The sequence below is a fragment of the Vibrio sp. 10N.222.55.C7 genome, from assembly GCF_041473335.1.
GTDB lineage: Bacteria > Pseudomonadota > Gammaproteobacteria > Enterobacterales > Vibrionaceae > Vibrio > Vibrio crassostreae_C.
In genome coordinates this window covers 77995-103314 of record NZ_JBFRSC010000058.1, presented here as the reverse complement: position 1 = coordinate 103314, position 25320 = coordinate 77995, and the positions used below count along the sequence as shown (strand labels likewise).

Annotated in this window: 26 protein-coding genes; 12 read left to right on the top strand and 14 right to left on the bottom strand. The window is 44.4% G+C overall.

Annotated elements, in window-relative coordinates; genetic code table 11:
- Positions 1-148: 148 nt before the first annotated feature.
- Positions 149-2020, top strand: a complete 1872-nt coding sequence (locus AB4482_RS19925; RefSeq protein WP_102427983.1) for a hybrid-cluster NAD(P)-dependent oxidoreductase — start codon at positions 149-151, stop codon at positions 2018-2020.
- A 106-nt stretch (positions 2021-2126) separates the two neighbouring features.
- Here the strand turns inward: AB4482_RS19925 and nadE are convergent, their stop codons facing one another.
- Positions 2127-2957 (bottom strand): ammonia-dependent NAD(+) synthetase, encoded by an 831-nt coding sequence (nadE, locus tag AB4482_RS19920; protein ID WP_372181485.1) that lies wholly within the window; start codon positions 2955-2957, stop codon positions 2127-2129.
- 109 nt (positions 2958-3066) lie between these two features.
- On the opposite strand from nadE, the gene AB4482_RS19915 reads away from it, so the two are divergent.
- Both AB4482_RS19915 and AB4482_RS19910 read left to right on the top strand, forming a co-directional pair.
- Entirely contained in the window at positions 3067-3588 is a 522-nt protein-coding gene (locus tag AB4482_RS19915; protein WP_017067959.1) for a nicotinate-nicotinamide nucleotide adenylyltransferase, read from the top strand.
- A 27-nt stretch (positions 3589-3615) separates the two neighbouring features.
- The gene (locus AB4482_RS19910; protein ID WP_017067427.1) at positions 3616-4098 is read left to right on the top strand and encodes a hypothetical protein; all 483 of its coding nucleotides are present in this window, start codon (positions 3616-3618) and stop codon (positions 4096-4098) included.
- Positions 4099-4231: 133 nt separating this feature from the next.
- Here the strand turns inward: AB4482_RS19910 and AB4482_RS19905 are convergent, their stop codons facing one another.
- Positions 4232-4858 (bottom strand): hypothetical protein, encoded by a 627-nt coding sequence (locus tag AB4482_RS19905; protein WP_017064307.1) that lies wholly within the window; start codon positions 4856-4858, stop codon positions 4232-4234.
- A 175-nt stretch (positions 4859-5033) separates the two neighbouring features.
- On the opposite strand from AB4482_RS19905, the gene AB4482_RS19900 reads away from it, so the two are divergent.
- The gene (locus tag AB4482_RS19900) at positions 5034-6140 is read left to right on the top strand and encodes a 1-acyl-sn-glycerol-3-phosphate acyltransferase (protein ID WP_137001459.1); all 1107 of its coding nucleotides are present in this window, start codon (positions 5034-5036) and stop codon (positions 6138-6140) included.
- Between the two features lie 125 nt (positions 6141-6265).
- Here AB4482_RS19900 and AB4482_RS19895 read toward each other — a convergent pair whose 3' ends face one another.
- Positions 6266-6865 (bottom strand): hypothetical protein, encoded by a 600-nt coding sequence (locus AB4482_RS19895; protein ID WP_372181484.1) that lies wholly within the window; start codon positions 6863-6865, stop codon positions 6266-6268.
- 103 nt (positions 6866-6968) lie between these two features.
- Here AB4482_RS19895 and AB4482_RS19890 point away from each other — a divergent pair, with 103 nt between their 5' ends.
- Entirely contained in the window at positions 6969-7265 is a 297-nt protein-coding gene (locus tag AB4482_RS19890) for a YnjH family protein (RefSeq protein WP_048614728.1), read from the top strand.
- Positions 7266-7301: 36 nt separating this feature from the next.
- Here the strand turns inward: AB4482_RS19890 and AB4482_RS19885 are convergent, their stop codons facing one another.
- On the bottom strand, positions 7302-7601 hold the full coding sequence (locus AB4482_RS19885; protein ID WP_017062761.1) for a YfcZ/YiiS family protein: 300 nt from the start codon (positions 7599-7601) through the stop codon (positions 7302-7304).
- Between the two features lie 532 nt (positions 7602-8133).
- Here AB4482_RS19885 and AB4482_RS19880 point away from each other — a divergent pair.
- On the top strand, positions 8134-8595 hold the full coding sequence (locus tag AB4482_RS19880) for a TetR/AcrR family transcriptional regulator (RefSeq protein ID WP_004731875.1): 462 nt from the start codon (positions 8134-8136) through the stop codon (positions 8593-8595).
- Positions 8596-8990: 395 nt separating this feature from the next.
- On the opposite strand, the gene AB4482_RS19875 is transcribed toward AB4482_RS19880, so the two are convergent.
- The 6 genes from AB4482_RS19875 to AB4482_RS19850 all read right to left on the bottom strand — a co-directional run bounded on the left by AB4482_RS19875 (position 8991) and on the right by AB4482_RS19850 (position 13876).
- Positions 8991-9773 (bottom strand): heme ABC transporter ATP-binding protein, encoded by a 783-nt coding sequence (locus tag AB4482_RS19875; protein WP_017062759.1) that lies wholly within the window; start codon positions 9771-9773, stop codon positions 8991-8993.
- Positions 9773-10810: an iron ABC transporter permease gene (locus AB4482_RS19870; RefSeq protein ID WP_102393914.1), complete on the bottom strand. Its 1038-nt coding sequence runs from the start codon at positions 10808-10810 to the stop codon at positions 9773-9775. The genes AB4482_RS19875 and AB4482_RS19870 overlap by 1 nt, the downstream gene beginning before the upstream one ends.
- A gap of 124 nt (positions 10811-10934) precedes the next feature.
- Entirely contained in the window at positions 10935-11822 is an 888-nt protein-coding gene (locus AB4482_RS19865) for a hemin ABC transporter substrate-binding protein (RefSeq protein ID WP_102321336.1), read from the bottom strand.
- A 148-nt stretch (positions 11823-11970) separates the two neighbouring features.
- Positions 11971-12384, bottom strand: coding sequence for a biopolymer transporter ExbD (locus AB4482_RS19860; protein ID WP_017062756.1), 414 nt, complete (start codon positions 12382-12384; stop codon positions 11971-11973).
- Complete coding sequence (locus AB4482_RS19855) at positions 12381-13082, bottom strand: MotA/TolQ/ExbB proton channel family protein (protein WP_065583702.1); 702 nt, start codon at positions 13080-13082, stop codon at positions 12381-12383. Before AB4482_RS19855 ends, AB4482_RS19860 begins: the two co-directional genes overlap by 4 nt.
- Before the next feature lie 2 nt (positions 13083-13084).
- On the bottom strand, positions 13085-13876 hold the full coding sequence (locus tag AB4482_RS19850) for an energy transducer TonB (RefSeq protein ID WP_102321339.1): 792 nt from the start codon (positions 13874-13876) through the stop codon (positions 13085-13087).
- A gap of 161 nt (positions 13877-14037) precedes the next feature.
- On the opposite strand from AB4482_RS19850, the gene hutW reads away from it, so the two are divergent.
- The 4 genes from hutW (at position 14038) to AB4482_RS19830 (ending at position 17377) form a co-directional block, all read left to right on the top strand.
- Positions 14038-15447: a heme anaerobic degradation radical SAM methyltransferase ChuW/HutW gene (gene hutW / locus AB4482_RS19845; protein WP_372181482.1), complete on the top strand. Its 1410-nt coding sequence runs from the start codon at positions 14038-14040 to the stop codon at positions 15445-15447.
- Positions 15448-15495: 48 nt separating this feature from the next.
- The gene (gene hutX / locus AB4482_RS19840) at positions 15496-16017 is read left to right on the top strand and encodes a heme utilization cystosolic carrier protein HutX (protein ID WP_016784265.1); all 522 of its coding nucleotides are present in this window, start codon (positions 15496-15498) and stop codon (positions 16015-16017) included.
- Positions 16018-16172: 155 nt separating this feature from the next.
- The gene (hutZ, locus tag AB4482_RS19835) at positions 16173-16703 is read left to right on the top strand and encodes a heme utilization protein HutZ (protein WP_004731858.1); all 531 of its coding nucleotides are present in this window, start codon (positions 16173-16175) and stop codon (positions 16701-16703) included.
- A gap of 113 nt (positions 16704-16816) precedes the next feature.
- Positions 16817-17377 (top strand): ATP:cob(I)alamin adenosyltransferase, encoded by a 561-nt coding sequence (locus tag AB4482_RS19830; protein WP_137001455.1) that lies wholly within the window; start codon positions 16817-16819, stop codon positions 17375-17377.
- A 91-nt stretch (positions 17378-17468) separates the two neighbouring features.
- Here the strand turns inward: AB4482_RS19830 and AB4482_RS19825 are convergent, their stop codons facing one another.
- On the bottom strand, positions 17469-18383 hold the full coding sequence (locus AB4482_RS19825; RefSeq protein WP_372181481.1) for a chemotaxis protein: 915 nt from the start codon (positions 18381-18383) through the stop codon (positions 17469-17471).
- Between the two features lie 170 nt (positions 18384-18553).
- Between AB4482_RS19825 and ppiC the strand changes: the two genes are divergently transcribed.
- Both ppiC and AB4482_RS19815 read left to right on the top strand, forming a co-directional pair.
- Complete coding sequence (ppiC, locus tag AB4482_RS19820) at positions 18554-18874, top strand: peptidylprolyl isomerase PpiC (protein ID WP_017630085.1); 321 nt, start codon at positions 18554-18556, stop codon at positions 18872-18874.
- 283 nt (positions 18875-19157) lie between these two features.
- Positions 19158-20564: an alpha-amylase family glycosyl hydrolase gene (locus AB4482_RS19815; RefSeq protein ID WP_017062749.1), complete on the top strand. Its 1407-nt coding sequence runs from the start codon at positions 19158-19160 to the stop codon at positions 20562-20564.
- A 128-nt stretch (positions 20565-20692) separates the two neighbouring features.
- Here AB4482_RS19815 and AB4482_RS19810 read toward each other — a convergent pair whose 3' ends face one another.
- From AB4482_RS19810 to AB4482_RS19800, 3 genes are all read right to left on the bottom strand, one after another.
- Positions 20693-22564: a methyl-accepting chemotaxis protein gene (locus tag AB4482_RS19810; RefSeq protein WP_017062748.1), complete on the bottom strand. Its 1872-nt coding sequence runs from the start codon at positions 22562-22564 to the stop codon at positions 20693-20695.
- Between the two features lie 435 nt (positions 22565-22999).
- Positions 23000-24370, bottom strand: coding sequence for a YjiH family protein (locus AB4482_RS19805; protein WP_372181479.1), 1371 nt, complete (start codon positions 24368-24370; stop codon positions 23000-23002).
- A gap of 228 nt (positions 24371-24598) precedes the next feature.
- Positions 24599-25273, bottom strand: a complete 675-nt coding sequence (locus AB4482_RS19800) for a YoaK family protein (protein ID WP_102427987.1) — start codon at positions 25271-25273, stop codon at positions 24599-24601.
- Positions 25274-25320 lie beyond the last annotated feature (47 nt).

Genomic DNA, 25320 nt, shown 5'->3' with positions numbered 1-25320 from the left:
GTTTCAAGAGTTTTAGGTTTGCCGGAACATAATGCCATTCTATTAGTTTAATCATGCCTACTTAGTATCAAGTGTTTAATGCCTGCCAGTTTATCTATTTATAACCATTTGTTAGCATTGGGACAAACAACAAAACATTGGAATCGTTATGTCGCAGTCACCTTTGGATCAAAAGGCTTTGGAGCAAGAGCTTTCAGGTCAACAGCCCTCCTTATCTCAAATTAATGTGTTTCCGGTTAAATCAGTAGGTGGGATTGCACTCTCTTCTGCTTGGGTCGAAAAACAGGGCCTTACCTTCGACAGACGTTTTATGTTGGCCTTGGCTGACGGCTCAATGGTGACGGCGCGTAAGTACCCTAAAATGGTCAATGTGTCTTCTAGCTTGCAGCCAGACGGTTTGATTTTTACTTACGAAGGCAAAGAACCGCTGCGCCTAAAATATGCAAACTTCAAGATGCAAGAAGCGCCTGCAACAGTGTGGAAAGATAGCTTCACTGCGTATACCACCAACGACGAGGCGGATGATTGGTTTAGCGATGTGCTTGGTGTTCGCGTAGAACTTCTGTTCTGTGGTGAGCAATCTAATCGTGTTCGAGAAAAGCTTGGTCAGAATGTCAGTTTCGCCGATGGTTACCCGATGTTAATCATCAGCCAAGCTTCGCTTGATGAGTTGAATCGCCGTAGTCCTGAAACGCATTCCATGGATCAGTTCCGCACCAATTTTGTCGTCTCAAACACTGAAGCGTTTGCTGAAGATGGTTGGAAGCGCATTCGAATTGGTGAGGTTGAATTCGAAGCGGTGAAGCCTTGTGAGCGCTGTATCCTAACGACAGTCGATGTTGAGAGCGGCGAATTCAGAGCAACAAAAGAGCCACTCAATACCTTTTCTACGTTCAGAGCCAATGAACGTGGTGGCGTTTTCTTTGGTCAGAACCTTGTGGCGAAAAATGAAGGTCTGGTGAAAGCGGGTGACGTTGTTGAGGTACTTGAAACCAAAGAGAAAGAACACTACGAAGACTCTTGGGTCGAGTCACTGCACTTAACTTGCGTCGAGCGTGAAGAGATCGCTCGCGACTTCACAACCTTTTGGCTAGAGCCAGCGAAAGAGAACAATTTATTACCAAGCTATCAGCCGGGGCAGCATCTACCGATTGAAATGGTGATTAATGGCGAGAAAGTGTCTCGTCGTTACACGTTATCTTCTAGCCCTTCACGCGCAGGTCGTTTGGCGATTTCCGTGAAGCGAGTGGACGATGGTCAAATCTCAAACTGGTTGAACGATCACTTCCAAGTCGGTGACACGCTAGTTGCTCAGAATCCAGATGGCGCATTCTACTTAGAAGATAACCCAACACATCCATTACTGCTGTTATCAGCGGGAAGCGGCATCACCCCTATGTTGTCGATGCTTCGTTACTTAGCCGACCATGGTCAGATTGATGATGTGGTGTTCTATCACCAATGCAGCAGTGAAGAAGATATCCCTTATCAAGCTGAGATTGATAAGATCGCTCGCGAACATGCTGGTCTAAGTGTGATTTATTCACTAAGCCAACCAACGAAAGAGTGGGATGGTTTGTCAGGTCGTTTGAGTGTGTCTCATGTCGCCAAAATTGAGGACCTTCATAAGCGCCAAGCATTCGTGTGTGGCCCTGACGGCTTTATGGATAATGCCAAGAAATTGCTGATTCAAATGGGGCTGAATCCTCAGCATTATCATCAAGAAGCGTTTGGTGTTGCTCAATCAACGGAAGAAGCGGTGAAGCAACTGCAGTTGAGCGTTAACGGCTACCTGTTCGAAGGCAACAACCAATCAACACTATTAGAGCAAGCTGAGTCGGCAGGTGTGTCTATCGCATCAAGCTGTCGCGCGGGTTTCTGTGGTGCTTGTAAAGTGACCCTTGAGTCTGGGCAAGTTCATCAACCTGATGTACCGGCGTTGCAAGAGCATGAACGCAACATGGGGCAAATACTGGCGTGTTGCAGTGTGCCTCAAACTGATATCGAAGTTGTAGACTAACTCGGTAGGTCGGAAGGCCAGAAAGAAAAGCACATTGAATAGAAAAGGCCGGAAGTTCACTGAAATGAACTTCCGGCCTTTTTGATTCTAAGATTAATTCAAACAATTAATCGTAGATCGTTGGGATCGGTTGACGCTTGTGCTGTGTTGCTCTGTAGATGCCTACTAAGCGGTCTGACACGTCTTGAGGGACTTCTTTACCTTCAAGGAAATCATCGATTTGGTCGTAAGAAAGGTTCAATGCTGCTTCGTCGGCTTTCTGTGGATCAAGCTCTTCTAGGTCGGCAGTAGGCACTTTCTTAACCAATAGCTCTGGCGCACCTAGCGTTGCTGCAAGTTCACGAACTTGACGCTTGTTCAGGCCAAACAAAGGCGCTAAATCACATGCACCGTCACCGTGTTTGGTGTAGAAGCCAGTGATGTTTTCTGCTGAGTGGTCAGTACCAATCACAAGACCACCAACGTAACCCGCAATTTCGTATTGCGCGATCATGCGAGCGCGAGCTTTCACATTACCTTTAACAAAGTCGATTTTTGCTGAGTCTGTTGGTAGTAAACCTGTACCTTCAAGTGCAACGTGAGATGCTGCGTGAAGCCCATCAACACCCGCTTTGATGTTTACAGAAACAGATTGAGAAGGCTGGATGAAAGAGAGAGCAAGTTGTGCTTCATCTTCATCTTTTTGTTCGCCGTAAGGTAGGCGAACCGCAATGAATTGGTAGTCGTTGCTGCCAGAGTTTTCATTCAGGCTATCCACGGCCATCTGTGCCAAGCGGCCACAGGTCGTTGAGTCTACACCGCCACTGATACCAAGGATCAGAGACTTGCAGCCTGACTGCTGAAGTTTCGTTTTAATAAAGTCCACACGACGAGTCACTTCGAAGTGAGGGTCAATTGAAGGTAGTACGCGCATTTCGTCACGAATTAACTGTTCCATTCGTATTCCTTTCCTGCAAGCAAATTAAAAATCTAGTGTTATCATACCTAAATCATCCGATTTAAAAACCTCTTTGCACAAGCTTAGAAAGAGAAGGCAGTAATAAACAATGGAAAAAATAGCCATTTTCGGTAGTGCGTTTAATCCACCGAGCTTAGGGCACAAAAGTGTGATTGATTCGTTGGCTCACTTTGACAAAATTCTACTCGTTCCAAGTATTGCCCATGCTTGGGGAAAAGAGATGCTAGACTTTGATATGAGATGTCAGTTAGTTAACGCATTTATTAGCGATCTTTCACTGGATCAAGTGGAGCTTTCTTTGATCGAAAAGAGCCTATTTACCCCAGGTGAAAGCGTCACGACTTATGCAGTGCTCAGTGAACTTCAAAAGTTACATCGTGACGCTGAACTGACGTTTGTTATTGGCCCAGATAACTTCTTTAAGTTCTCATCTTTCTATAAATCAGATGAGATTACCGAGCAGTGGTCTGTAATGGCTTGCCCTGAAAAAGTGAAAATTCGCAGCACAGACATACGTAATGCACTGATAAGTGGAAGCGATGTTGCAAAACTGAGTACAAAGTCAGTTACAAAGATGTTGCAAGATAGTGGACTGTATCAGATAATGTAAGTTCACTAATTAAGAGGTCAGAGGACTATGCTAAAGAGCGCGATATCAGCGACGTTGATCATGGCAGCATGTAGTATGCCTGCGTATGCTGAGTGTGATTTTTTTAGCTTAGATTCGATCATGCTGACTTCTGATGACGACAACTGTTTGGACTTTTCTTCGAGCATTGAGTCTTTTGGCCAACGTATGATGGAAATCAGTGGGCTGAGCGATGATGAACCGGAAAGCACACCGGACTATTGGTCTGACTGGGTTCTTCAAACCAAAGACTCGCCATTGCTGACACAAAGCATTGAGTCAAACTATGTTGGCTTGGGTATGTGGTTTCCAGAAGACCTTGAAGATGAGCAGTATGATATGTCGACTGAAGAGTGGTTGATGAATCATGGTCTTCAACTCAGCATCGGTTTTGGCGAGAAAGTAGAAGGGCAGCCGCGTATGCGCTTTGATTATCGTTGGCACGACTCACGTGACGCCGACCTAATGATGCAGGTTGAGTTGCCATTTTAGACAGGCAGATACACAGATAGATTGCTATCTACGTCTAAATAGTAAGAATTAAAAAAGCCGCAAAAACTCAGTTTTTGCGGCTTTTTAGTATCTGGCTTGCGAGTTTTAATACCAGCACTCACTTTCCGCCAAGCTATAAATCTTCACCAAAAACAAGCATACACAGTTGCTCGAACTCTTCTTCTTTACCTGAGAACAGATCATCAATCACAAGTGAACGTTTTTGACCTGACTGCATGCGTTTCTTCGCTTCTCGCATCACCATCACCAGAGTGTGCTCTTGTGGTAAGTTTGAGTCATCAATGTTCCATTGATTGAATCGCTGAGAAAGAGCACTTTCGCAAAGCAGGGGTTTAAACGACAACACTTCTTGCTTCAATACAGAAAGCATATCTTTAAACGCTTGTTCCGTATTATTGGCATTAGAAGCGCGAGCTTTGGTTTGTTCTAGCTTTTCTAGTAGTGCCGAAGAGAGGTTGGTTTGCGTGATGTAACCCGCTTGTCTTGGGAATGAATCCGTCAAACGAACAGAAAAATCGACACGGTTAACCTGAGTGTTTGGAAAGTAGGTCAGTGACGTTAGGCAGTCGTATGGAATCCAGACGCTTTGTCCTGGTTCAACGGCATACTCTTGTTTGCCTAACTTAATCAAAACCAAGCCACTTTGAACCGATACAAGGCTATGTTTAAGTACTTTCTTGCGTGGTGTGATCACCAAGTGTGAAAAGTAAGCCGATGTATATTCAATAGCGAAGTTCATAGATAGTACCTTAATTTTGGGGCGTCAAGATTACCGTTAATCTTAAAGAATGCCAACAATAACAGGGGATTTTCAATGTTTCTGGTCTGACCTTGTCAAAAGTATGGGCTCTGTAGCTGCGAGAAGTCAAAACAACGCGTAGAATGAGCCAGCTTTTTATTATATGAATTAAAAAATGACCTCTCCAACCGATCCATATGTTGATATTCGCCCTTACGGCGATGATGAAATTCCAGCGGCACTAAACCGTCTTATTAATGATGAAGAATTTATCAGTGCAATCTTGCACTACCGTTTTTCAAACCATGCGTCTTGGTTCAAAGCATTAATGAGCCCGATTTTGCGTGTGTACTTAAAAATGAAATGGAGCAAGCTGACTAGCGTTGAATCCATTCAGATTGAAGTGAAAAAGTACTTACGCGACACGTTAGCGAAAACCACTAGCGGTGTGACGTACACTGGTATCGAGTCACTGGATGCGAACCAAGCTTATCTGTTTGTATCAAACCATCGTGACATTGCTATGGATCCTGCGTTGGTAAATTACGCTCTGCATCAAAATAATCATCAGACTTGTCGTATCGCTATCGGAGACAACCTGTTGAAAAAGCCATGTGCGACTGAATTGATGCGTTTAAATAAGAGCTTCATCGTAAAGCGTTCTTTGAAAGGACCGCGTGAGATGATGAAAGCGCTAGGGCAGTTGTCTTCTTACATTAAGCACTCTCTAGAAACGGGCAACTCAATCTGGATCGCTCAAAAGGAAGGTCGTGCGAAAGACGGTAACGATTTTACTGAGCCAGCAATTTTGAAAATGTTCCACGTTGAAGGACGTAAGCAAAAAATTGCTTTCCCTGAATACGTGAAGTCATTGAAGATTGTTCCTGTGGCTATTTCTTACGAGAACGACCCATGTGACACGGCTAAAGCGATAGAGCTTTTCGAAAAAGACGTAAACGGCAGTTACGAAAAGGGTGAGTTTGAAGATATCGAAAGTATCATTCAAGGCATCATCGGTAATAAAGGACGCGTTCACGTTGGCTTCGGTCAGGTTATCGACCAAGATTTTGATACGCCTGAAGCGCTTGCTGAAGAGATCGATCGTCAGATCCACGATAACTACAAACTGTTCCCAGTAAACTTGCTGGCAGCAGAAAAAGAAGATGAGTCGATTACAGCGGCCGTTAAACAAGAGTTTGAAGCTAAACTATCGAGCCTGCCACAGGGTGCGCGTCAGTACTTGATCGATAGCTACGCGAATCCAGTGAAGAACATTGGTTAACGAGCGTTAGTTAGCTTGCTAGTTGATTAGCAACTTGATTGAATTGAAAAAGGAGCCTTGGGCTCCTTTTTTGTTTCTGAATCGCTACTTGCTGCTGCGATCGAGCAATAGAGCATTAGCCTGAATTAGCGAGCGACTGCGCCACCGAGCTCCAGATTGGTTGGCCATGTGGTTACAGTGTTGCCGCCCAGATAGATGTTGCCTTTGACTGTCATGGTCTCGGGGAATGTTGTAATCCCAGAACCGCCTATATATAAGTCGCCATCAATCACGATCCCATTGGGGAGTTCGGTTAAAGGAGTGCGGATCACGCTCAGATCGCCTTTCACCCTAAAGCCATTCGGTAGCCTTTCCAGTGGAGTATCGGTGAGGTTGATAAAACCGCCCACTCTTACACCTCTTGGCCAACTGATGATTTGGCTGCCAATCAAGTCGACGTAACCTTTTATCTTAACCCCGCTCGGGACTCGAGCGAGTTGGCTGTGAGAACCTTTCAGGCTGCCGTTCACTTCTAGCCCTTTGGGTAGGCGTGTGATCGCAGTGTTCTCTATATTGAGATTACCATCTACCACCAAGCCAGTTGGAAGTGATGTATAAGGTTTATTTCGTAGATATAAGTTTCCGTAATTATCGAGATGGTTCAATATTTGATAGTGATCGAGCGGTTCAGCACTGACATTTGTTATGGTTAAGGAACCAATAATAAGTGCAATTATTCTGAGCATAACAGGCTTCTTATTACGATAGACGTTTACACTATAATGGAAAAATTAATCTCGCATAGTGTTTTACCCATTTGGCGGTAGATTAACGAGGAATGGAGCAAAGATGATAGGTAAATCAATGATTAGAGTAAATATACGAATTATTAAGGTCTTTCTGATAGCCGCTTCAGTGTTTGGCTCAATGTCTGCGAGTGCCAACAAAGTAATTTCAACGCCCGGTAAAGCTGCGGTGGTGGTGACACAAGGCGGTCAACAGCAACGAGTTTGTTATTATGATGACAAGGCTTATAGCATTGGGGCAGTGTTAGAGGTGGGGGGCGTAGTGATTCAGTGCGCGGCAGAAAACGATTTTGAGCAAAATGGGTCACTGGCTTGGGTTCAATTAAAAAAAGACGAGTAATTCACTCGTCTTTTAATAAGAATATAAATGCTTATATTAACGCGCTAGAGAGCGAGTCTTAAGTTCAAAAATAATCTTCTCAGCGCTAACTTCAAATTTAAAGCGAGCGTGCAACTCTGTGCTTTCTTCAGTCATTTCTGATGCTTCAAATTCAACGTTGCTAGACACTTGTTTAGCAAGTTCAACGTACTTAGCAAACTCAGCTTCAATAAGTGCTTTTGAGTTTCCGTAAACCGTTACTTCAGCAACATCGTCGCCTTCTTTAATGATGAACCCGATTTCGCCTGCACAGCCGCAAGCTTCACATACATCGTTGTTACCAATATCTTGGCTCATAATAATAATCCTCTTACAAAGTCTGAGGTTATTCTAACGAGCAATTTGAACTGTATCTACAAAAATTAAAATCTTTGAACTAATTTGTACTGGTATGCTATGTTGTTTGTTGAAGGGGTTAAATGAATGTGTACATTCGCGTCGCCAAATATGTATGTGATCTATCTCATGTTTTGTTGATAAGCAGTGTCATTAATTTGTTAGAATATCATTCAGTTAGTTGCGTCGTAACTAATTTTATAAGACTATCTATTGCTTGATAGGTATTTATACAATGAATTTATTGTTGGGTATTTGATATTCTAAGTTGTTATTTTAGATTAACCACTTAGAGAGGTAAGGTGACTTTCGAAGAATAATTAGACAAAGTGCCCAAAGAGGCAGCACTGTAAAATTGTTCGTACAAAGTATTTGTTGGTATTTAATGGAAATACTTGCGAAAAAATACCTTGCTCACATAATGCTGATAACGATTTTCATTCTGACTTCATTTGATTGAGTTAGATGGATTTACAAAGAGAAGAGCCTGAATATGCCAAAGCGTAGTAAAGAAGATACAGAAATCACGATCCAGAAAATCATGGATGCCGTTGTAGACCAGCTACTAAGATTGGGTTACGACAAGATGTCATACACGACGTTGAGTCAACAAACGGGTGTTTCTCGTACAGGTATAAGTCATCACTTTCCAAAGAAAACGGATTTTACTGCTGCTCTAGACGGTCGTATTTTCAAGATGTTCATGGAACACATTGACTTCGAAAATGGCCTTGACGCATTTTCAGCTAGCTGGGTTGCAGCACTTGAAGACGCTGAGTTCCTAGCAATCTTACGTTTACTTTTCCATCATATCGTTACTGCTGAGAGCGCACATGAGTTCGCTGCAAACGGTATTGATCGTCTATACAAGCTGACTGAAACTCAGTTTGGCGATACTAGCGGTAAAGAACTAGAGTGGTTGATTGGTAAATCATTGATTCGTATGAGCCAATAATCAGCACTCAATAAAAGAAGCTCCTGCGGGGGCTTTTTTTGTGCCTGTAGTTTCACTTCTTGTACGTTTTTCTCTCAATCCCACATCGATGTCGCAGTCTTGTTGATTGATGCTGAATGATGTTATTTCCTTTCTTTTTATATGCTTCCGCTCGCGGCTTGTTTTACTCTTCAGTGTTAAAAGCTAAGTAACCCTAACAAGTAGAGTTCATTTCTAGAGCCTCAAATGCTCAAGGTGAGTCGTTTTGGTGCTTGCTGTTGTGGTTGTTAATAAAATTGAGTTTAAGCCGAGAGAGTGGCTGTGAGCCAATAAAAAGCCCCGAACAAATCGAGGCTTAGGATTACGTCATTGTTATCAAGAACGAATACTCAAAACGAGTCGCTCCTTAATCGGACTTATTGTGCGGGGTGAACCTGAGGGAAGCTCATGGTTGGGTGTTTTTCTACGATACTTTTGTAACCATACACATCTTCTATCATCGAAGGTTTCAGTGCATCCCAAGGCTTGCCATCACACACCAAATTGCCATCTTTCAATACCACCAATCGATCGGAATACTGCGCGGCTAAGTTGAGATCATGCAAAACCACGATAACCGCGGCATTGTGGTTATCGGCTAATTCTCTCGCAATCTTTAAGGTGTTGTGCTGGTGGGCAAGATCCAGTGCAGAGGTTGGTTCATCAAGCATCAAAATACATTGGTCACCAGAGTGGTGAAGCTGAGTTAATACTCGAGCCAAGTGCACTCGCTGCTTTTCACCGCCTGATAGTGAAGGGTAAAGCCTTTCACTCAGGTGAGTCACATCAGCAACATCCATTTTTTGGCTAGCAATGCTGGTCAGCTTCTTGTTGGATTCTTGCAGAGGAATCCCACCAAGCTCGACAACTTCATGTGCCAAGAATGGGAAGGTCAATGTGCTGTGTTGAGGAAGCATAGCAAGGTGCTTCGCTAACTTTTGAGAAGGCCACTTGTCTTTACTGTGTCCAAAGTATTGAATATCGCCGTTGCTTGATATCTCTTGGCATAAAGCTTTAAGCAGCGTGCTTTTACCTGCGCCATTTGGCCCAAGCAGTGTAGTTACCTTTCCCGCTTCAATCTCAATAGAAACGCCATCTAATATCACTTTACTGCCGAACTTCACTTCGATATCGGTCGCTTTTAAAGCTGAAGGAAACATTAAAGGATTCTCCCTTTCTGTTGAAATAGTAGATATAAGAAGAATGGGGCACCGATAATCGCAGTGACAATACCTACAGGTAGCTCTGCCGGAGCAAGTACCACACGTGAGAACATGTCTGCGGCGGTTAGCAGCAGTGCGCCTAGTACCGCTGATAGTGGCAACAGAACTCGGTGGTCAGGGCCTGCCAACATGCGACCTAAATGTGGGATAACCAATCCAATAAAACCAATCATGCCAGACAGGCTAACTGTGATACCAACGCCCGCAGCCGTCAGTAGAATCAGCTTTCGTTTCAGCTTTTGAACTGGGATACCAAGGTGTTGCGCTTCTGACTCGCCCAGTAATAGAGCATTTAGAGACATCGCTTGGCGGTAGAAAACAACAAACAAGCCAACGAGCGTGACAGCTGCCAGCAAAATTCCTGACCACTTAGCGCCCGCCAATGAACCCATCGACCACAATGAAAGATCGCGCAGCATTTGGTCATCAGCAATGAAATTCAAGAAGCCAATACCTGCGCCAGAGAGCGCACTGATCGCCACACCCGCCAACAACATGATGGTGACAGAGGTGCCGAATTTACCTGTACCCAGCTTATACACCAGCAGCGTGGTTAAAGCGCCGCCAAGAAAAGCGAACACAGGAACCGCAGCAAAGTTCATGAAAGCAGGGTATTGAAGCGATAGCTCAGAGAACAAAACGATAGCCAGTGCAGCACCTAATGCTGCGCCCGCAGACACACCTATGATGCCAGGTTCTGCAAGTGGGTTTCGAAACAAACCCTGCATCACTGCACCACACAAGGCGAGGATCGCACCAATCAGCATGCACAAGATGGTTCTAGGTAAGCGAATCTCTTGAATCACTAAATTGATGTGTGGGGCTAAATCATTGTTTGGTTGGAGTAAGCTCGCTGCACTGTCAGCTAAGCTAATGTTCATTGGCCCAACGGTAATTGAGAACAGTGCGACGAAGGCTAGGGTAGCCCCTAGGCCTAACATCGATGTTTTCAGTGGGACGGATCGTAACAACATAAAGGGCCTCAATGTCCGTCACTAACTTCAATATCCATCACCAACATTGCGAAAGTAGGCTGGTGATGGGCATTGAACTAGCAACAGTAAAAATAGGGTAGTCGCGTTATAGCGGGTAGATAAGTTATAGCGGATAGATAAGAGCGTTTAATCGCTTAGCTTCTGAAAGGCTCTCGAGACCAAGTCCGCCAACCAAAGCACTGCCATTTACGGTAATGATTTGCTTGTTCATACCTGCAGGCGTTGCCGCTAACATAGGTAGCGATTTCAGGATGGCATCAGCACCGCCCATTTTTTGGTAGCTACGACCACTGACTAAAATCACATCTGGCTGCATTTCTACCAGTGATTCCATCGACAGTGGCTTGTAAGACGTTAGGCTTTGAGCTGCAGGGTTGATACCGCCAGCTAACTCGATGATTGCGTTTGGCGAAGTTTCACCGCCAGCAACGTTCGCAGGGCGACCTTCGTGCAGCAACAGGAAAAGTACTTTCTTCGCTTCGTTACTTGGTACCTGGTTCGCTTTCAGTGCTGCAATCTTCTGATTTACTTCAGCTTTAACTTGCTGCGAGTGCGCTTCGGTATGGGTAATCTTGGCGATTTGGTCAATACGCTTTAACAGCCCTTCAACATTTGCTTCGGTGTTGACGATCTCTACATCGACGCCTGCCGATTTTAATTGAGAGATAGCGTTGTCTGGTCCCATTTCATCCGAGCCAATCAATGTGGTTGGTTCTAGGGCAAGTAAGCCTTCCGCAGACAGGTTTCGGTGATAACCAATCTTTGGCAGGTTTTCTCCTTGAGGGAAGTGGCTGGTCACATCAATCGCGACTAACTGCTCTTCGGCACCTAATGCCAAAACCAATTCAGTAACGGCACTGCCAGCACTGATGATTCGAGGTTGTTCAGCGTCGTTGGCCATTGCGGGTGCGCTAAGTGCCAGGCTGATTGCAGCTAATGAAAGAAGAGGTGTCTTGGTCTTTAATTTATTGAGCACGTTTAAGTTGTTCATAATAAGTTCTTTATATTTTCTTTTTGTATCGCGAAGATACTCAGTGAGCAGTCCGTTCGCATTGTGAGTTCGAATCGATAGAGAGGCTTAGTCTGCTTGTTTAGTTTTATCAACCAGAAGCCAAACCTCGTGAAAATTGAGTGTCGCTCTAGCCATCGTCCGTGAGCAATTGAGTCGCTGGTATTCCGTTTTCTTGAAGGAATGAAAGCAACTTCACTAGGTTCTCCACGTTAGCGGCTTTATCTGCGCCAATGATGATCGGTTTTTTATCCGTTGAACCAGTCTCTTCTAACAGGGCAATCTTGAAATTTTCCCAGTCGATGTATTCTTGGCCGTTAATTGCCCAGTAGGGTTCGCGGTCTAAAATATTGACGCTAATCGAATCCTTGTGGACTTCAGAAACGTTTTTGACATCCGAGCTTGGCAGCTCAACTTCCAGTGACTCCAGCTTTACTGATGCCGTAAGCAATAGAAAAACCATCACGATAAAAATGATGTCGAGCAGCGGTGTTAAGTCTGGCGCTAGGCTCTGTGTGTGAGATGAGTGGGGCGTTTTAATCATGCTTGGCTCACATCACCGATAGAGGTTTTGTTGATAGGCTTACCTTGAGTATCATCTGACTGATTGGTTTGAATCGACATGCCTTCTAACCACACATTCACATAGTTCAATGTATGCTCCAATTGAGCTAGCACTCGATCGGCCCATAGCCCGAGTAGCTGAGCACCAGAAATAGCTGGAAGCGCAATCATTAAACCTGCTGCTGTGGTTCGCATTGCTAATCCAAGACCGTCTGCCAAATCATTAGGCGTGATGCTGCCTGTTGTCGCGGCAACGCCTTTAAACATCTCAATAAGACCAAGTACCGTACCAAGCAAGCCGATGAGTGGGCTGATCACGCCGATCAAACCAAGCAGTCTTAAACCTGCATGAAGCTGGTGGCGTTTTTCTTGTAGCCAGATCCCGGCGGCATCTTCACGTAACCCTTTTGAGAAAGAGTGGTGAGCAAGCAACATTGACACGCCCTTGTACAAGAGCGGGCGTTTACCTGAAATCGACTGAGCAAGCGCTTCAATCTCTTTGCTGTTGGTTGGTGAGGTTTGGTTTAACTCGCGACGAATGGCACGTTTGCCCACACCAATGCTGAGCATGACTTGGAAGACACGTTCAGCGATGATCATTGCTGTTAATGCTGAGCAGATAAGAAGAGGCCAAGTCATTAAGCCAAGTTGATCTTGTAAGTAACTGATTTGTTGCATGATTAATCCAACCTAAAACGAACAGGTATTTGTACTCGGTGAGCAATCGCTCGACCATTGACAGTGTGAGGTGAGAATTTCCATTGTTTAATGGCATCTAATGCGGCGTTATCGAGCATTAGCGCGCCTGATGAATTTACTAATGCTTGTTTAATTTGTTTGCCTTCAGCGTCTAGCCAGATCTCATAAGTCGCGACACCTTCAACGCCACGACGTCTTGCTTGGCGAGGGTAATTCGGTGGGGTAGGACGCGCAGAGAACGAAGGCTTAGTGACTAAAACCGGCTCTTGGTTTGATACGCCTTGGTTTACTTCCTGAGACTGGTTGGCAGATTCGTCCATATTCTTATCGACTTTCTTGTCGGCCAGTTTCTCTGGTTGAGTGGCTGGCTCTGGGCGTTCTTTCTTCACCACCTTTTTCTCAGTCACTGGTTTCTTTTGAACAGGCTTTTTCTCGACAACCTTCTTTTCAATCACTTTTTTCTCAACTTTCTTTGGTTGAGGTTTATTGGTGATCGCTTTTTTCTTTGGGGTTGGCTTAGTTTGCTTTGGCTCAACCGTTTTTGGTTCGGCTTGTGAGACGGTTTCTTTTATTGGCTCAGGTTTAACTGGCTCTGTGATTGTTTTTTGCTGAGCTTGTGAAGGAACGCTCTTCGGAGTGAAGTTGATCGATACCGTGTTCGATTGGCTACCTGCAGGCATCGCAAATACTTTGGATTCTTGAGCGACAAACAACAACGCGGCATGAATCACTAACGATGCACCGCCTGCAATAACATATCTAGGAACGTTCACAATCAATCCTTTACCAAATCAAAATTCTGTATCGGATTATTGCTTAGAATCTAAATAAGATCAATTATCAATTGCATTATCATTTACGTGTATTTATGATTCTCTCAGTTTTTAGCGAATAGTCTTCCAGACTTTGCTATGTAAGTGTTTAGAGAGATTATATGAGTCTTAATATTTATAAATTTGACGAATCAATCTTGGGCGTTTCTAGCCCTGATCCGCTTCGTTTTGCGTTTGCGAAAAAGCATTCTGCACACGCCGGAGGAAGTTCAATTCCGGTCGACCCCAGTAAGAAGTTAGAACTCTTTGACGAACTGATGCTGAGTGAAGGGAAAAAACAGGATAAGCGTTGCTTGTATATCCACATTCCTTTCTGTCGTGTGCGTTGTACGTTCTGCAATTTCTTCCAAAATGCCGCAAGCCGTAAATTAGTGGATGAGTATTTCGATGCACTGATGGTCGAGCTAAAGCAGAAAGCCAAAACGCCTTGGGCTCAGTCTGGACTATTTCACGCCGTCTATATCGGTGGCGGAACTCCCACCGATTTGTCACCTCAACAAGTTGAACAGCTGGGTAAAGCGATTCGTCAATATTTCCCACTAGCAAACGATGTTGAGATGACATTGGAAGGGCGCATCAATCGATTTGGCGACGAGATGTTTGATCGTGCGCTTGAAGGTGGCTTCAATCGTTTCTCGTTCGGTATTCAAAGTTTCAATACTCAGGTTCGACGTAGTGCTAAGCGCCTAGATGACCGAGAGGTTGTGCTAGAACGTATCAGTTCACTAAGCCGCACCGAGCAAGCGCCAATCGTTCTTGATCTGTTATACGGATTACCACACCAATCTATGGAAGTGTTCCAACAAGATTTAGAAGACTACATGTCTACTGGCGCACACGGCATTGACCTCTACCAACTGATTGTTGCGGGCAATGCACCTATGCTTAATCTTGTTGAGAAAGGAAAAATCCCACCGCCTGCGAATACGCCAGATAAGGCGAGCATGTATTTAGCGGGTGTGGAGTTCATGGCAAAAAATAAGGTCAAGCAACTCAGCGTAAACCACTGGACTCGTGATAACCGCGAACGCAGCATTTACAACAGCTTAGCGAAAACTTATGCCGAAGTCCTACCCATTGGTTGTGGCGCTGGTGGCAACATCGGCGGTCATGGTGTGATGCAGCATCGAACTTTAGACAGCTACATGGAGTCTATAAAGCAAGGTCAATTACCTATCGCCATGATGACGAAACAAAGCTCATTAGAGCCTATCTTCTCAACATTAAAGGCAGGTTTCGATTCTGGTGTTGTTAGAAGAAATACGCTACCGAGATTTATGGGGCAAGATACGTTCGACTACCTCAAGCCTTTGTTCGCGCATTGGGAAAAGAACGGTTTAGTTGAGCTTTCGGAAGATTATCTGAGCCTGACTATTGCTGGCAGCTTTTGGGCGGTAAGCCTAGCGCAGAGTGTGATTCAAGTGCTTAACGCTGAATACCAAGCTATGCACCCAGCGCCTAAAGCGTCAGGTTCGGGCGTACACCCGCATGCAAGTTTGAAGCACGCTTAATATCGAATTTTTAGTTTATAACTTACTCGTTTATACGGAACATATTCAATGACAGATACAACATTAGAAATGACAGAAACTCTAGAACAACGCGTAGCTCTAATTTTAGAAGAAGAGCCAAAACTACTGCCAACAGCAATTGCTGAGAAGCTAGGTGTTTCAGAGGTTGAAGTGGTTGCTGCTTTTCCAAACGACATGGCGGTAATGCTAGATGGCAGCCGTGCTCAAGAGATTCTAGAAGGTTTAGTGGGTTGGGGGCCTGTGACCACTATCGTGCATTCATTTGGTTCTATCTTTGAAGTAAAAGCGCCATTCCCGAAAGGTAAGGTAGCGCGTGGTTACTACAACCTAATGGGCAAAGAGGGCGAGCTTCATGGTCACCTTAAACTTGATAACGTTAAACATATCGGTTTGGTGAGCAAGGCGTTCATGGGTCGTGAAAGTCATTACTTCGGCTTCTTCAGTGAAACCGGTGAGAACATTTTTAAGATTTACCTAGGCCGCAACGAAAAGCGTGAGCTTATTGCCGACCAAGTAGAACGCTTCAAAGCGTTAAAAGAACAAGCTTAAGTACAGTCAATAGTAAATAATCAGCAGTAATCTGACATAGGGTTGCCAACTGGCTTAAACAAGACATCAATGCTCGAGGATCGTTTAGTTCGCTAATGATCGCTCAACCTCGGGCAAAAATAATAAATCAGAGAAAGTGAAGAAAGGAATTACCCATGGAACAGCAAGTAAAACAAGAACGTCTACAAGGTCGCCTAGGTCCAGAAATCAAAGAGTTTCGCCAAGAGCGCCGTACCCTTCAACTTGCAACGGTTGATGAAGAAGGTCGCCCGAACGTAAGTTACGCACCTTTCGTTCAGAACCAAGAAGGTTACTTTGTTCTAATTTCTGATATTGCTCGTCATGCTCGCAACTTGAAAGCGAACCCTCAGGTCTCTTTGATGATGATTGAAGACGAAGAGAGCTCGAAGCAACTTTACGCACGTAAACGTTTAACGTTTGATGCTCAAGCAAGTGTTGTGGAGCGTGAAACGGAACTTTGGACTCAAGTGATTGGCCAGATGCAAGAGCGTTTTGGTGAAATCATTGATGGTTTGAGCCAACTTCAAGACTTCTCTCTGTTTAACCTTAAAGCTGAGAACGGCCTGTTCGTTAAAGGCTTTGGTCAGGCATACCAAGTGTCAGGCGACGATCTGGTGGATTTCGTTCACCTACAAGAAGGTCACAAAAAAGTATCTAACGAGTAATCTCGTTTAATCGATTTCTTTAGGAGCCCTCCAATGTGAGGGCTTTTTTATGTCTAAATCAAAGAGTTTGGTATATTGGCGTTTGATGACTATTTATATGTAAGGATCGGTACGTGAAACCAGTAAGTCGAGATTGGGACGAGTTCTGTTACCCGTTTATTTATGAAGACAGTCCTATCTGTGATTTTGAGATTTTGTCGGATGAACTTTGTTGCCGAGTTGGATTGGTGTTGTCTTTAGAGCTAGAGCCTCAGGTTCGTGAGATCCTGCAACGCTTGCAGCCAAACATCTATCACTTGAATGGCTCTGTGCGCGGTAAGCTTGCCATCACCGAGTCTGAATTGGTCGAGCTCAAGCAAGACTATCATCGTATCCGCGATCAGCTAGAAGGTGGTTTTAAAGGTTTTGTCTTACCCGGTGGACACCGAGTGTCTAGTGAACTTCACTTGTGTCGTTGTCAGGCTAAGAAAGTTGTGCGAGCTTTGGTGAGTATTGAGCATCATGAAAGTAAAAAATCGCCAGACCCGATTCTTTTTAAATACGCAAACCTAGTGGCGAACACTCTCTATGCATTGGCCTCTTTTACCAATCATGTCAATGAAGTCGAGGAAGTGGAATTTGTGAGTAAGAGCTACTCTATGCCGAAAAAGTCTATGCCAGAAAATAAAGACTAACGGTTAGCTCTATTTTGGTTAAGAGATGAAAAGCTAAGAATTGAAGAAGCTAAACCATTGAACTGATCTTGGTTTAGCTTCGTGAATAGCCCTAAGCAGCCGTAGAGGCGTCGTTTAAGACTTTTGCGCCGCGTAGCATGGCTTCGATTAACTCACCCGCATTGAACTTCTCAAGCGCTTCGTGGGCACCTACCTGATTAGCACGATCCACACAGATCTCACTTGAAAGTGAGGTATGCAAAATACAGTAAGCATGACTCAATGCACTGTCATTCTGAACTTCAAACGCAAGTTCGTAGCCATCCAGTCCCGGCATCTCAATGTCACTGACAAGAAGGTCAACCGCTTTGCCTATGCTAGCTTGGCGTCGCATGAGATCAATCGCATCCAAACCGTTATTACAGATGCTATAAGGAATGTTGATGCTGTCTAGGGCATCAGATAACTGCTTACGCGCAATTAAAGAGTCATCCACCAATAAGATGTTTAGCGCTTTGAGTCGCTCCCTTTCTACATCGGTCAGCATTGGAATATGCGCATTCTCATAATCTGGGTAGATCTTAGAGAGCAGTAGTTCGACATCGAGCATTTGCACAATACGGTCTTCGAAACGTGTAATACCGGTAACAAACACATTGCGACCCACACTCGTGGGTGGAGACTCAATACTCTTCCAGTCGCATTCAATGATTTTATCAATCGAACGAACCAAGAACGCCACAACTGTTCTCAAACAGTCAGTAACGATGAGTACACAATCTTGGTATTCAGCGGGTGTTATCGGGCGGAAGCCAATCGCAGCGGACATATCAATAACTGGAACCGTAAGGTCGCGGATAGTCACTGTACCAATCACGTGATGATGGGAGTAGGGGATCTGAGTCATCGGCTGAAAAGGGACGATTTCTCTGACCTTAAGCGTGCCAATCGCAAAACTTTGAGTGAGGGATAACTTGAACATCAACATTCCCTGTGACTGACTCGCTTTACTGATCGGTTTGGCCATAAGTGGCTCCTACTTAATACGCGCTTAATTTATAAGGATTAATTTAAAGGGAAATGGAAGCCGCAGCAAGTCGCGATGCGGTTTTTAATGGCCTTTAAGGCAGTTGTTTTCGGTTATAGAGTGAAGAATAGCGGTTCTTGGGTTAAAATCACGCTAAATACTCGCTGTCGATGGTTAGTCGACAAGCAGACAGCAACAAACTGAGAATTATCATGGCAAGAACAGCAGCAGCGCTTCATATTCTGGTGAAGCATAAAGAACTAGCAGAAGACATCATGACGCAGCTTAAAAAGGGCGCTAAATTTCAAACGCTAGCGAAGAAACATTCAACCTGTCCATCTGGTAAAAAGGGCGGCGACCTAGGTGAGTTCAAAAAAGGTCAAATGGTGCCTCAGTTTGATAAGGTTTGTTTCTCTGGCGAGACGCTTGTACCACACCTTGTGAAAACAAAATTTGGCTGGCACGTCGTGAAGGTTCTTTACAGAACTTAGTTATAAATATGTGTTAGATTGAATAAAAGGAGCGTATATACGCTCCTTTTTTGTGACTTTTGTGCGCGTTTTAAAGCACTACGGTTGAGTGTTCATCCCAGACGTTATGCGATAATTGGTGCTACGCCCTCAACCATCCACCGTGAGTAATTGGTAGGAGGAGGAGGGTTTTTAATGAGTAACTCATATAATAAATGCCATTCTTGAGGAAATTTATTGCAGCTTTGCCTTTTAGCCTTTGCCTTTTCTAAAAAGCTGTAAACGAGTTTGGTAGGAGAACAACATGGAGAGTTCAGCTATGTTAAGCAAACCAGCGACAGATGTCATATTGCATGCCTTTGACTGGTGCTACGCTGACGTAATGAAGAACGCCCCACTGATCCAAGAGTTGGGTTATAAATCTGTTTTAGTATCACCGGCGATGAAATCGCTGCGCGGCCCTAAAGGTTGCGATCGAAATTCTGGTACTCAATGGTGGCAACGCTATCAGCCCCAAGACTATCGTGTGATCGATAATCAGTTGGGTGACACACAAGATTTTAAAGCGATGGTCGACACGTTAAAGCGACATGGGCTTCGTACTTATGTGGATGTGGTGTTTAACCACATGGCCAACGAATCGGGTATCCGCGGTGATCTAACGTATCCCAATCAGCAAGACATGGCGTCTTATCAAAAAGATGCTGACTATTATGAATCCATACGTTTGTTTGGTGACCTTTCTGAGCCTCTTTTTGATGAGAACGACTTCGTGGAAGCGTTTGGTATCAAGAACTGGAAAGACACGTGGGAAGTGCAAAACGGGCGTATTACCGGTGGCGCCAGCGATCCTGGCCTGCCAACGCTACTCGATAACGATAATGTGGTGGCACAACAAAGAGCCTACCTAAAAGCACTGAAAGAGATTGGTGTGAAAGGATTTCGCATTGATGCGGCAAAGCATATGACACTGGCACACCTACGCAAGGTGTGGACGGATGACATCTGCGAAGAAATGCACATCTTCGGTGAGATCATTACCGATGGCGGCGCGACAGAAGAAGAGTATGAGCTGTTCCTTGAGCCTTATCTTAAACACACTCGCTTAGGCGCTTACGATTTCCCGTTGTTCAACACCATCTTCAAAGCATTTGAAGAGCAGGGCAGCTTTAAGTCTTTGATTAACCCATACTGTTTTGGTCAGGCTCTGTCGAATATGCGAGCGATCACGTTTGCGGTCACTCATGATATTCCCAATAACGAGGTGTTTTTGGAGCATGTGATGGATGAAGTGGATGAGCGATTGGCTCATGCTTTCATTCTTGGTCGAGACGGCGGTGTGCCGCTTGTTTACAGTGAACTGAGCACCAGCGGTATTCTGGACAAGAGCGGTCAGCCTCGTTGGCTTAACGACTGGCAAGCGCCTTACATGAAAAGCATGATTCAATTCCATAACCATGTTCATGGCGAAGCGATGCGTGTGGTTGAAGCGAATGATGATTTGTTGGTGTTTGTCCGTGGCGATAAAGGCATTGTGGTGATCAACAAGTCGAAGCGAAGCAAAACAGCCTCATTAAATTGGACTGGTGCGGTAACCGATTTACTGTCGGATGATGTGTTTGAATGTGTTGGTAAGGATTTAACCATCAAGGTGGAATCGAACCAATGCATGATGTTAACGACGAATGAATTGAAGCCTGTCACGAGTTAACTTGGATAGACTAGAAAGAGAAGCCCCGCTTACTGGCAATCAGTAATCGGGGCTTTTTATTTTAAGCTATTGCTCGGTAACTAAACCAAATGGCGACTCAGCCAAACGGCAACTGAGCCAAACCTTGGTTAAACCGTAAACTTATTCAATAGCTCGTCTTGTTGGCGAACATTGTCAGTTTGCTGCTGCATTGCGGTATTCGCTTCTTGGGCCGCTGTTGATACTTGTGTTGAAAGGTCTTTGATCTTAACAGTGTTGTTATTGATCTCTTCCGCTACTAAGCTCTGCTCTTCTGCCGCTGAAGCAATCTGGATGTTCATATCTGAGATGCGTTGAATCGCGTCACGGATACGGTCAAGTGAAGAGTTCGCTTGCTGAGCGCGTTCAACGGCGTCAGTGGCTGTGTCTTTACTTTGGTTCATCGCGTTCGATACTGAGCTTGCACCCGCTTGGAGCTGCTCGATCATGTTGCGGATTTCCGTAGTTGATTCTTGAGTACGTTGTGCCAGAGTACGAACTTCATCGGCAACGACTGCGAAACCACGGCCTGATTCACCAGCACGCGCCGCTTCAATAGCCGCATTCAATGCCAGTAGGTTGGTTTGGTCTGCAATATCGTTGATTACTTTTAGAATTGTTTCGATGTTGGCTGTTGCTGATTCAAGTACTTGTACTTCGGCAACCGCTTGGTCGATACGTGCTGAAAGGTTATCAATCGCTTGAGTGGTGTCACTTACGACAGATGTGCCGTCTAGCGTTGCTTCGTCTGCTTCACGGGCTGCCGCTGCTGCGCCTTGAGCATTGTTTGCAACTTCAGTTGCAGTAACCGCCATCTCGTTCATTGCAGTCGCTAACTGTTCAAGCTCTTCCAGTTGGGTATTCATCGCTTTCGCTGATTCGCCTGCACCTTTAACCGTGATTTCAGTACCACGCTTAATTTCAACACCAATCGCTTTCGATTGAATGATCTGATTTTGCAGGTTTTCAGTAAAGGTGTTGAAACCTTTCGCTAGGTCAGAGAACTCTTGGTCTGTGTTGGTATCTAGGCGCTTAGTTAAATCACCTTGACCGCTCGCCACATCTTGAATGGCTTGGTTAAGCGCATCCAGTGGACGCATTAACACACGAATCAGAACAGTCAGTGCAATGATGCTGAGAATAACTGCAATCAACGAGTAGATCATTGAGCTGTTCTTCAATTCTTCAACGGTTTGGAACGCGATCTCTTCATCGAGGATTGCACCTATATACCAATCTTCACTAGGGATGTGGGTGAAATTAACTAGGAACATTTTGCCGTCGACTTCAATTTCTTGAGAGCCTTCACGAATAGTCGCTTGTGGCATGTAGCTTGATAGCGTTTCACCGTTGTTTTTCGCATTTGGGTGAGCAATCGTGGTGCCGTCGGCTGTTACTAGGAACAGGTAACCCGCATCAAACAAGTTCACTTGGTTGACCAAGGTAGCAAGGTTCGTCAATTCTAGGTCGTAGAACATACCCGCAGTAAAGCGGCCGTTGTCTTTAACTGGAGTACCTACTGATATGATGACTTTCTTACTTGATGCATCCACATAAGGAGCGGTAACAACTAAACTGTTTTTGGATTTAGCATCAATGTACCAAGGACGAATTCGTGGGTCGTAGTCTGGACCGGCATCCCAACCATCATCATTTTCAATAACGAAACCGTTTGCTTCATAACCAAAACCAACCGCTAGGAAGCTGTTTTTAAGCTTTGGCTTTTCTAAGATTTCTTTAACGTAAGCGCGATCTTCAGGGTTGATCTCGATGACTTCAGTCGTCGATTGAGCCAACGCTTTCTTGGCGTTCATCTCCGATACGACGGTATTTTTCACGCCCGAGACCATCTCTTTCAGGCTCGCATTGACGTGGTTTTCTACTGCACTTCTTACAGTGTAAAGTTGTTGTATTGAAAGCAATGATACTGTCACTAGCAGCAAGGCTGATGATGCAGCAACCACCTTATGGCTAAATTTCATTGAGTTTTCCCCTTCTCACAGGCTTTGCGAAGACTAAAGTTAATCGTGTTTTTGTAATTATATATATCGACTAGATTGGATTTTACTTGAATGTAATTTCACAAAATAGACTACAAAAATACAACAACCTAAACAATGCAAAATTCACTAAAGCGCATATTTGTTGCTTTTAGTATTTGGTTCAATGAGTTGGGGAATGGGGCTAGACGGAGTTTAAGGAGGAATTAAGAATGTATTAATTTGATAGTTATGCGTTCAGTTTTCTATTAAAAAGAAGCGGGGTGAACAAACGATATGAAATCAAATGACATGCAGAGCTTATAAATTAATTGAACTCCAAATAATACTGTGTATATATTTTCGCAAATAAAAAGCCCCACAAAAGTGAGGCTTTATAAACTGAATCTTTATTGAGTTACATAAGTAGTATCTAATTTAGAATATTAGATGCGCTACACCAGCGATAACTGGAAGCGTAATTAACGTACGTAGAATAAAGATAATAAACAGTTCTAAGATGTTCACTGGAATCTTACTGCCTAGAAGTAGAGCGCCCACCTCAGACATGTAGATCAGCTGAGTTACCGACATTGCTGCAATAACAAAGCGAGTCATCTCGTTGTCGATAGAAGCCGCAAGGATTGCTGGGATAAACATGTCCGCAAAACCAACAACAATCGTTTCAGATGCTGCAACCGCTTCAGGAACACCAAGTAGCTCTAGGAATGGAATGAAAGGCTGACCTAGGATTGAGAACACAGACGTGTATTCCGCAATAACCAGTGCCATTGTACCTAAACCCATAACAACAGGCAGTACGCCAAATACCATATCTACGGCGTTACGAACGCCTTCGCCAAATACAGATTTAACCGACTTTACTTGAGATGCTTTATTTACCGCTAGCTCAAGACCCCAAGAGAACGTTGAGTGACCTGCTGGGATCGCGTCAGCGTCTTTGTGCGGCTTGCTGCCATCAATGAAAGTATCTTTCTTCATGTTTAGTGGTGGAAGGCGAGGGATGATCACCGCTGCCACAATACCCGCTAAACAGATTGCTGCGTAGAAAGGTAGGAACAGGTGCTCTAGTTCTACCTGAGCAATAACCACAAGACTGAATGTGATAGATACTGCTGAGAAAGTCGTACCAACAACCGCAGCTTCACGCTGAGTGTAGAATTTCTTCTCGTACTGTTTGCTTGTAAGCAGGATACCAACACTGCCGTCACCCAACCAAGAAGCCATACAGTCAATAGCACTGCGGCCTGGTAGGTTGAAGATTGGACGCATGATTTTACTTAGTAGCGTGCCAAACAGCTCTAGTAGACCAAAGTTAAGTAGAAGCGGAAGTAGCAAACCAGCAAAGATGAATACTGAGAACAGTGTCGGAAGCAGGCCTTCTAGAACCAGACCACCAGTATTTTCTTCCCAAATAACTTCAGGGCCAACTTGGAAGAAAGCCATAACGGCTGCAGCACCACCAATTAAACGAACCAGCAACCACAGTGGAGATGGGTTGAAAAGGCCGTTTAAAAATGAATTTGATGTAATGAATGTAGGCTTAAAAATGGTGCTTAAAACTGAAGCTACAGACATGAAAGCAACGATCGCAGTGATGATAGGGACTAGATATTCACCGAAAACCGCTTGAATTGATTTGGCTAAGATAGCTACAGGGATGGTTAGATCACCTTGATAGCTGATTGGCGCCATGAAAAGGAATAAACCAATCAATGATGGGATTAAGAAAACCCAGAAACTGCCTTTAGATTTCTCTGTTTGAGCAGTATTCTTGTTGTTAGACATGTTATTGTTCTCGAATTTCTACACGTAAAAAAGCCACATCCTTGGCATTTTTATTCACTAAACGTCCGTATTTTCTCATTGGGTGCAAGATTACCCAGTATTAATATCGCTTGCAATACTATTCATCAAATATCGCTAAATATTCATACTGGTTATTCTGCAACGTATTAAGAGTTTAGAATAAAGTGTTGCGGATGTTACGTAGTTTGAGGTTATATTGCCAGATATTTATAAATTGACTGGGGTTTCAGTTCGATAGGTCAAGTATAACCAGTAGCTAAACGCAATAATGAAAGCAAAAGAGGCAGGGAAAGCCAATGCCAAGATTTCGAAGCGTTGGAACAGACAAGCGCCAATTAAGCCGCCAAACAGGAAGCCAACCACAATGAAAATTAGCAGTTTGGCTTTACGGCAGTCAAAAGGCATCCCCTTTAAGCGAGCGCCAATCATGATCCCAAGATCGGTAATGATCCCGCTCATGTGTGTTGTTCGAATGATTGCCCCGCTGTAAGTGGTGATCATCGCGTTCTGCAAACCACACGCGGCTGAAGCGAAATACTGACCTGAAGTATAGCCTTGCAACAGTGTCCACAGCGCCAAAAACAGCAATCCACCCTCAATACATAGTGCAACACCGTAACGGCGTCCTAACTTCAATGCTTGGTTTTCAATAAAGAACCCGCTGAACGCCGCACCTAACATGAAGCTCATGATCACCAATAGGAGGTGAACAGAAGCCGAGGTCGGTGTAAGCAGGCTACTGCCTAGCAAAGACATGGTGCCGGAGATATGGGAGATAGCTTGATGTTGGAAGCCAAGTAAGCCGATAGCATTAACACTGCCAGCAAGACCAGCTAACAAAAGGGCGCCGTATTCAACCCAGCGAGGTAACTTAGAAATCATGTGGTTCACCCTGGGTTAAATAGAGGAGCAAGATTATAACGCTAGAC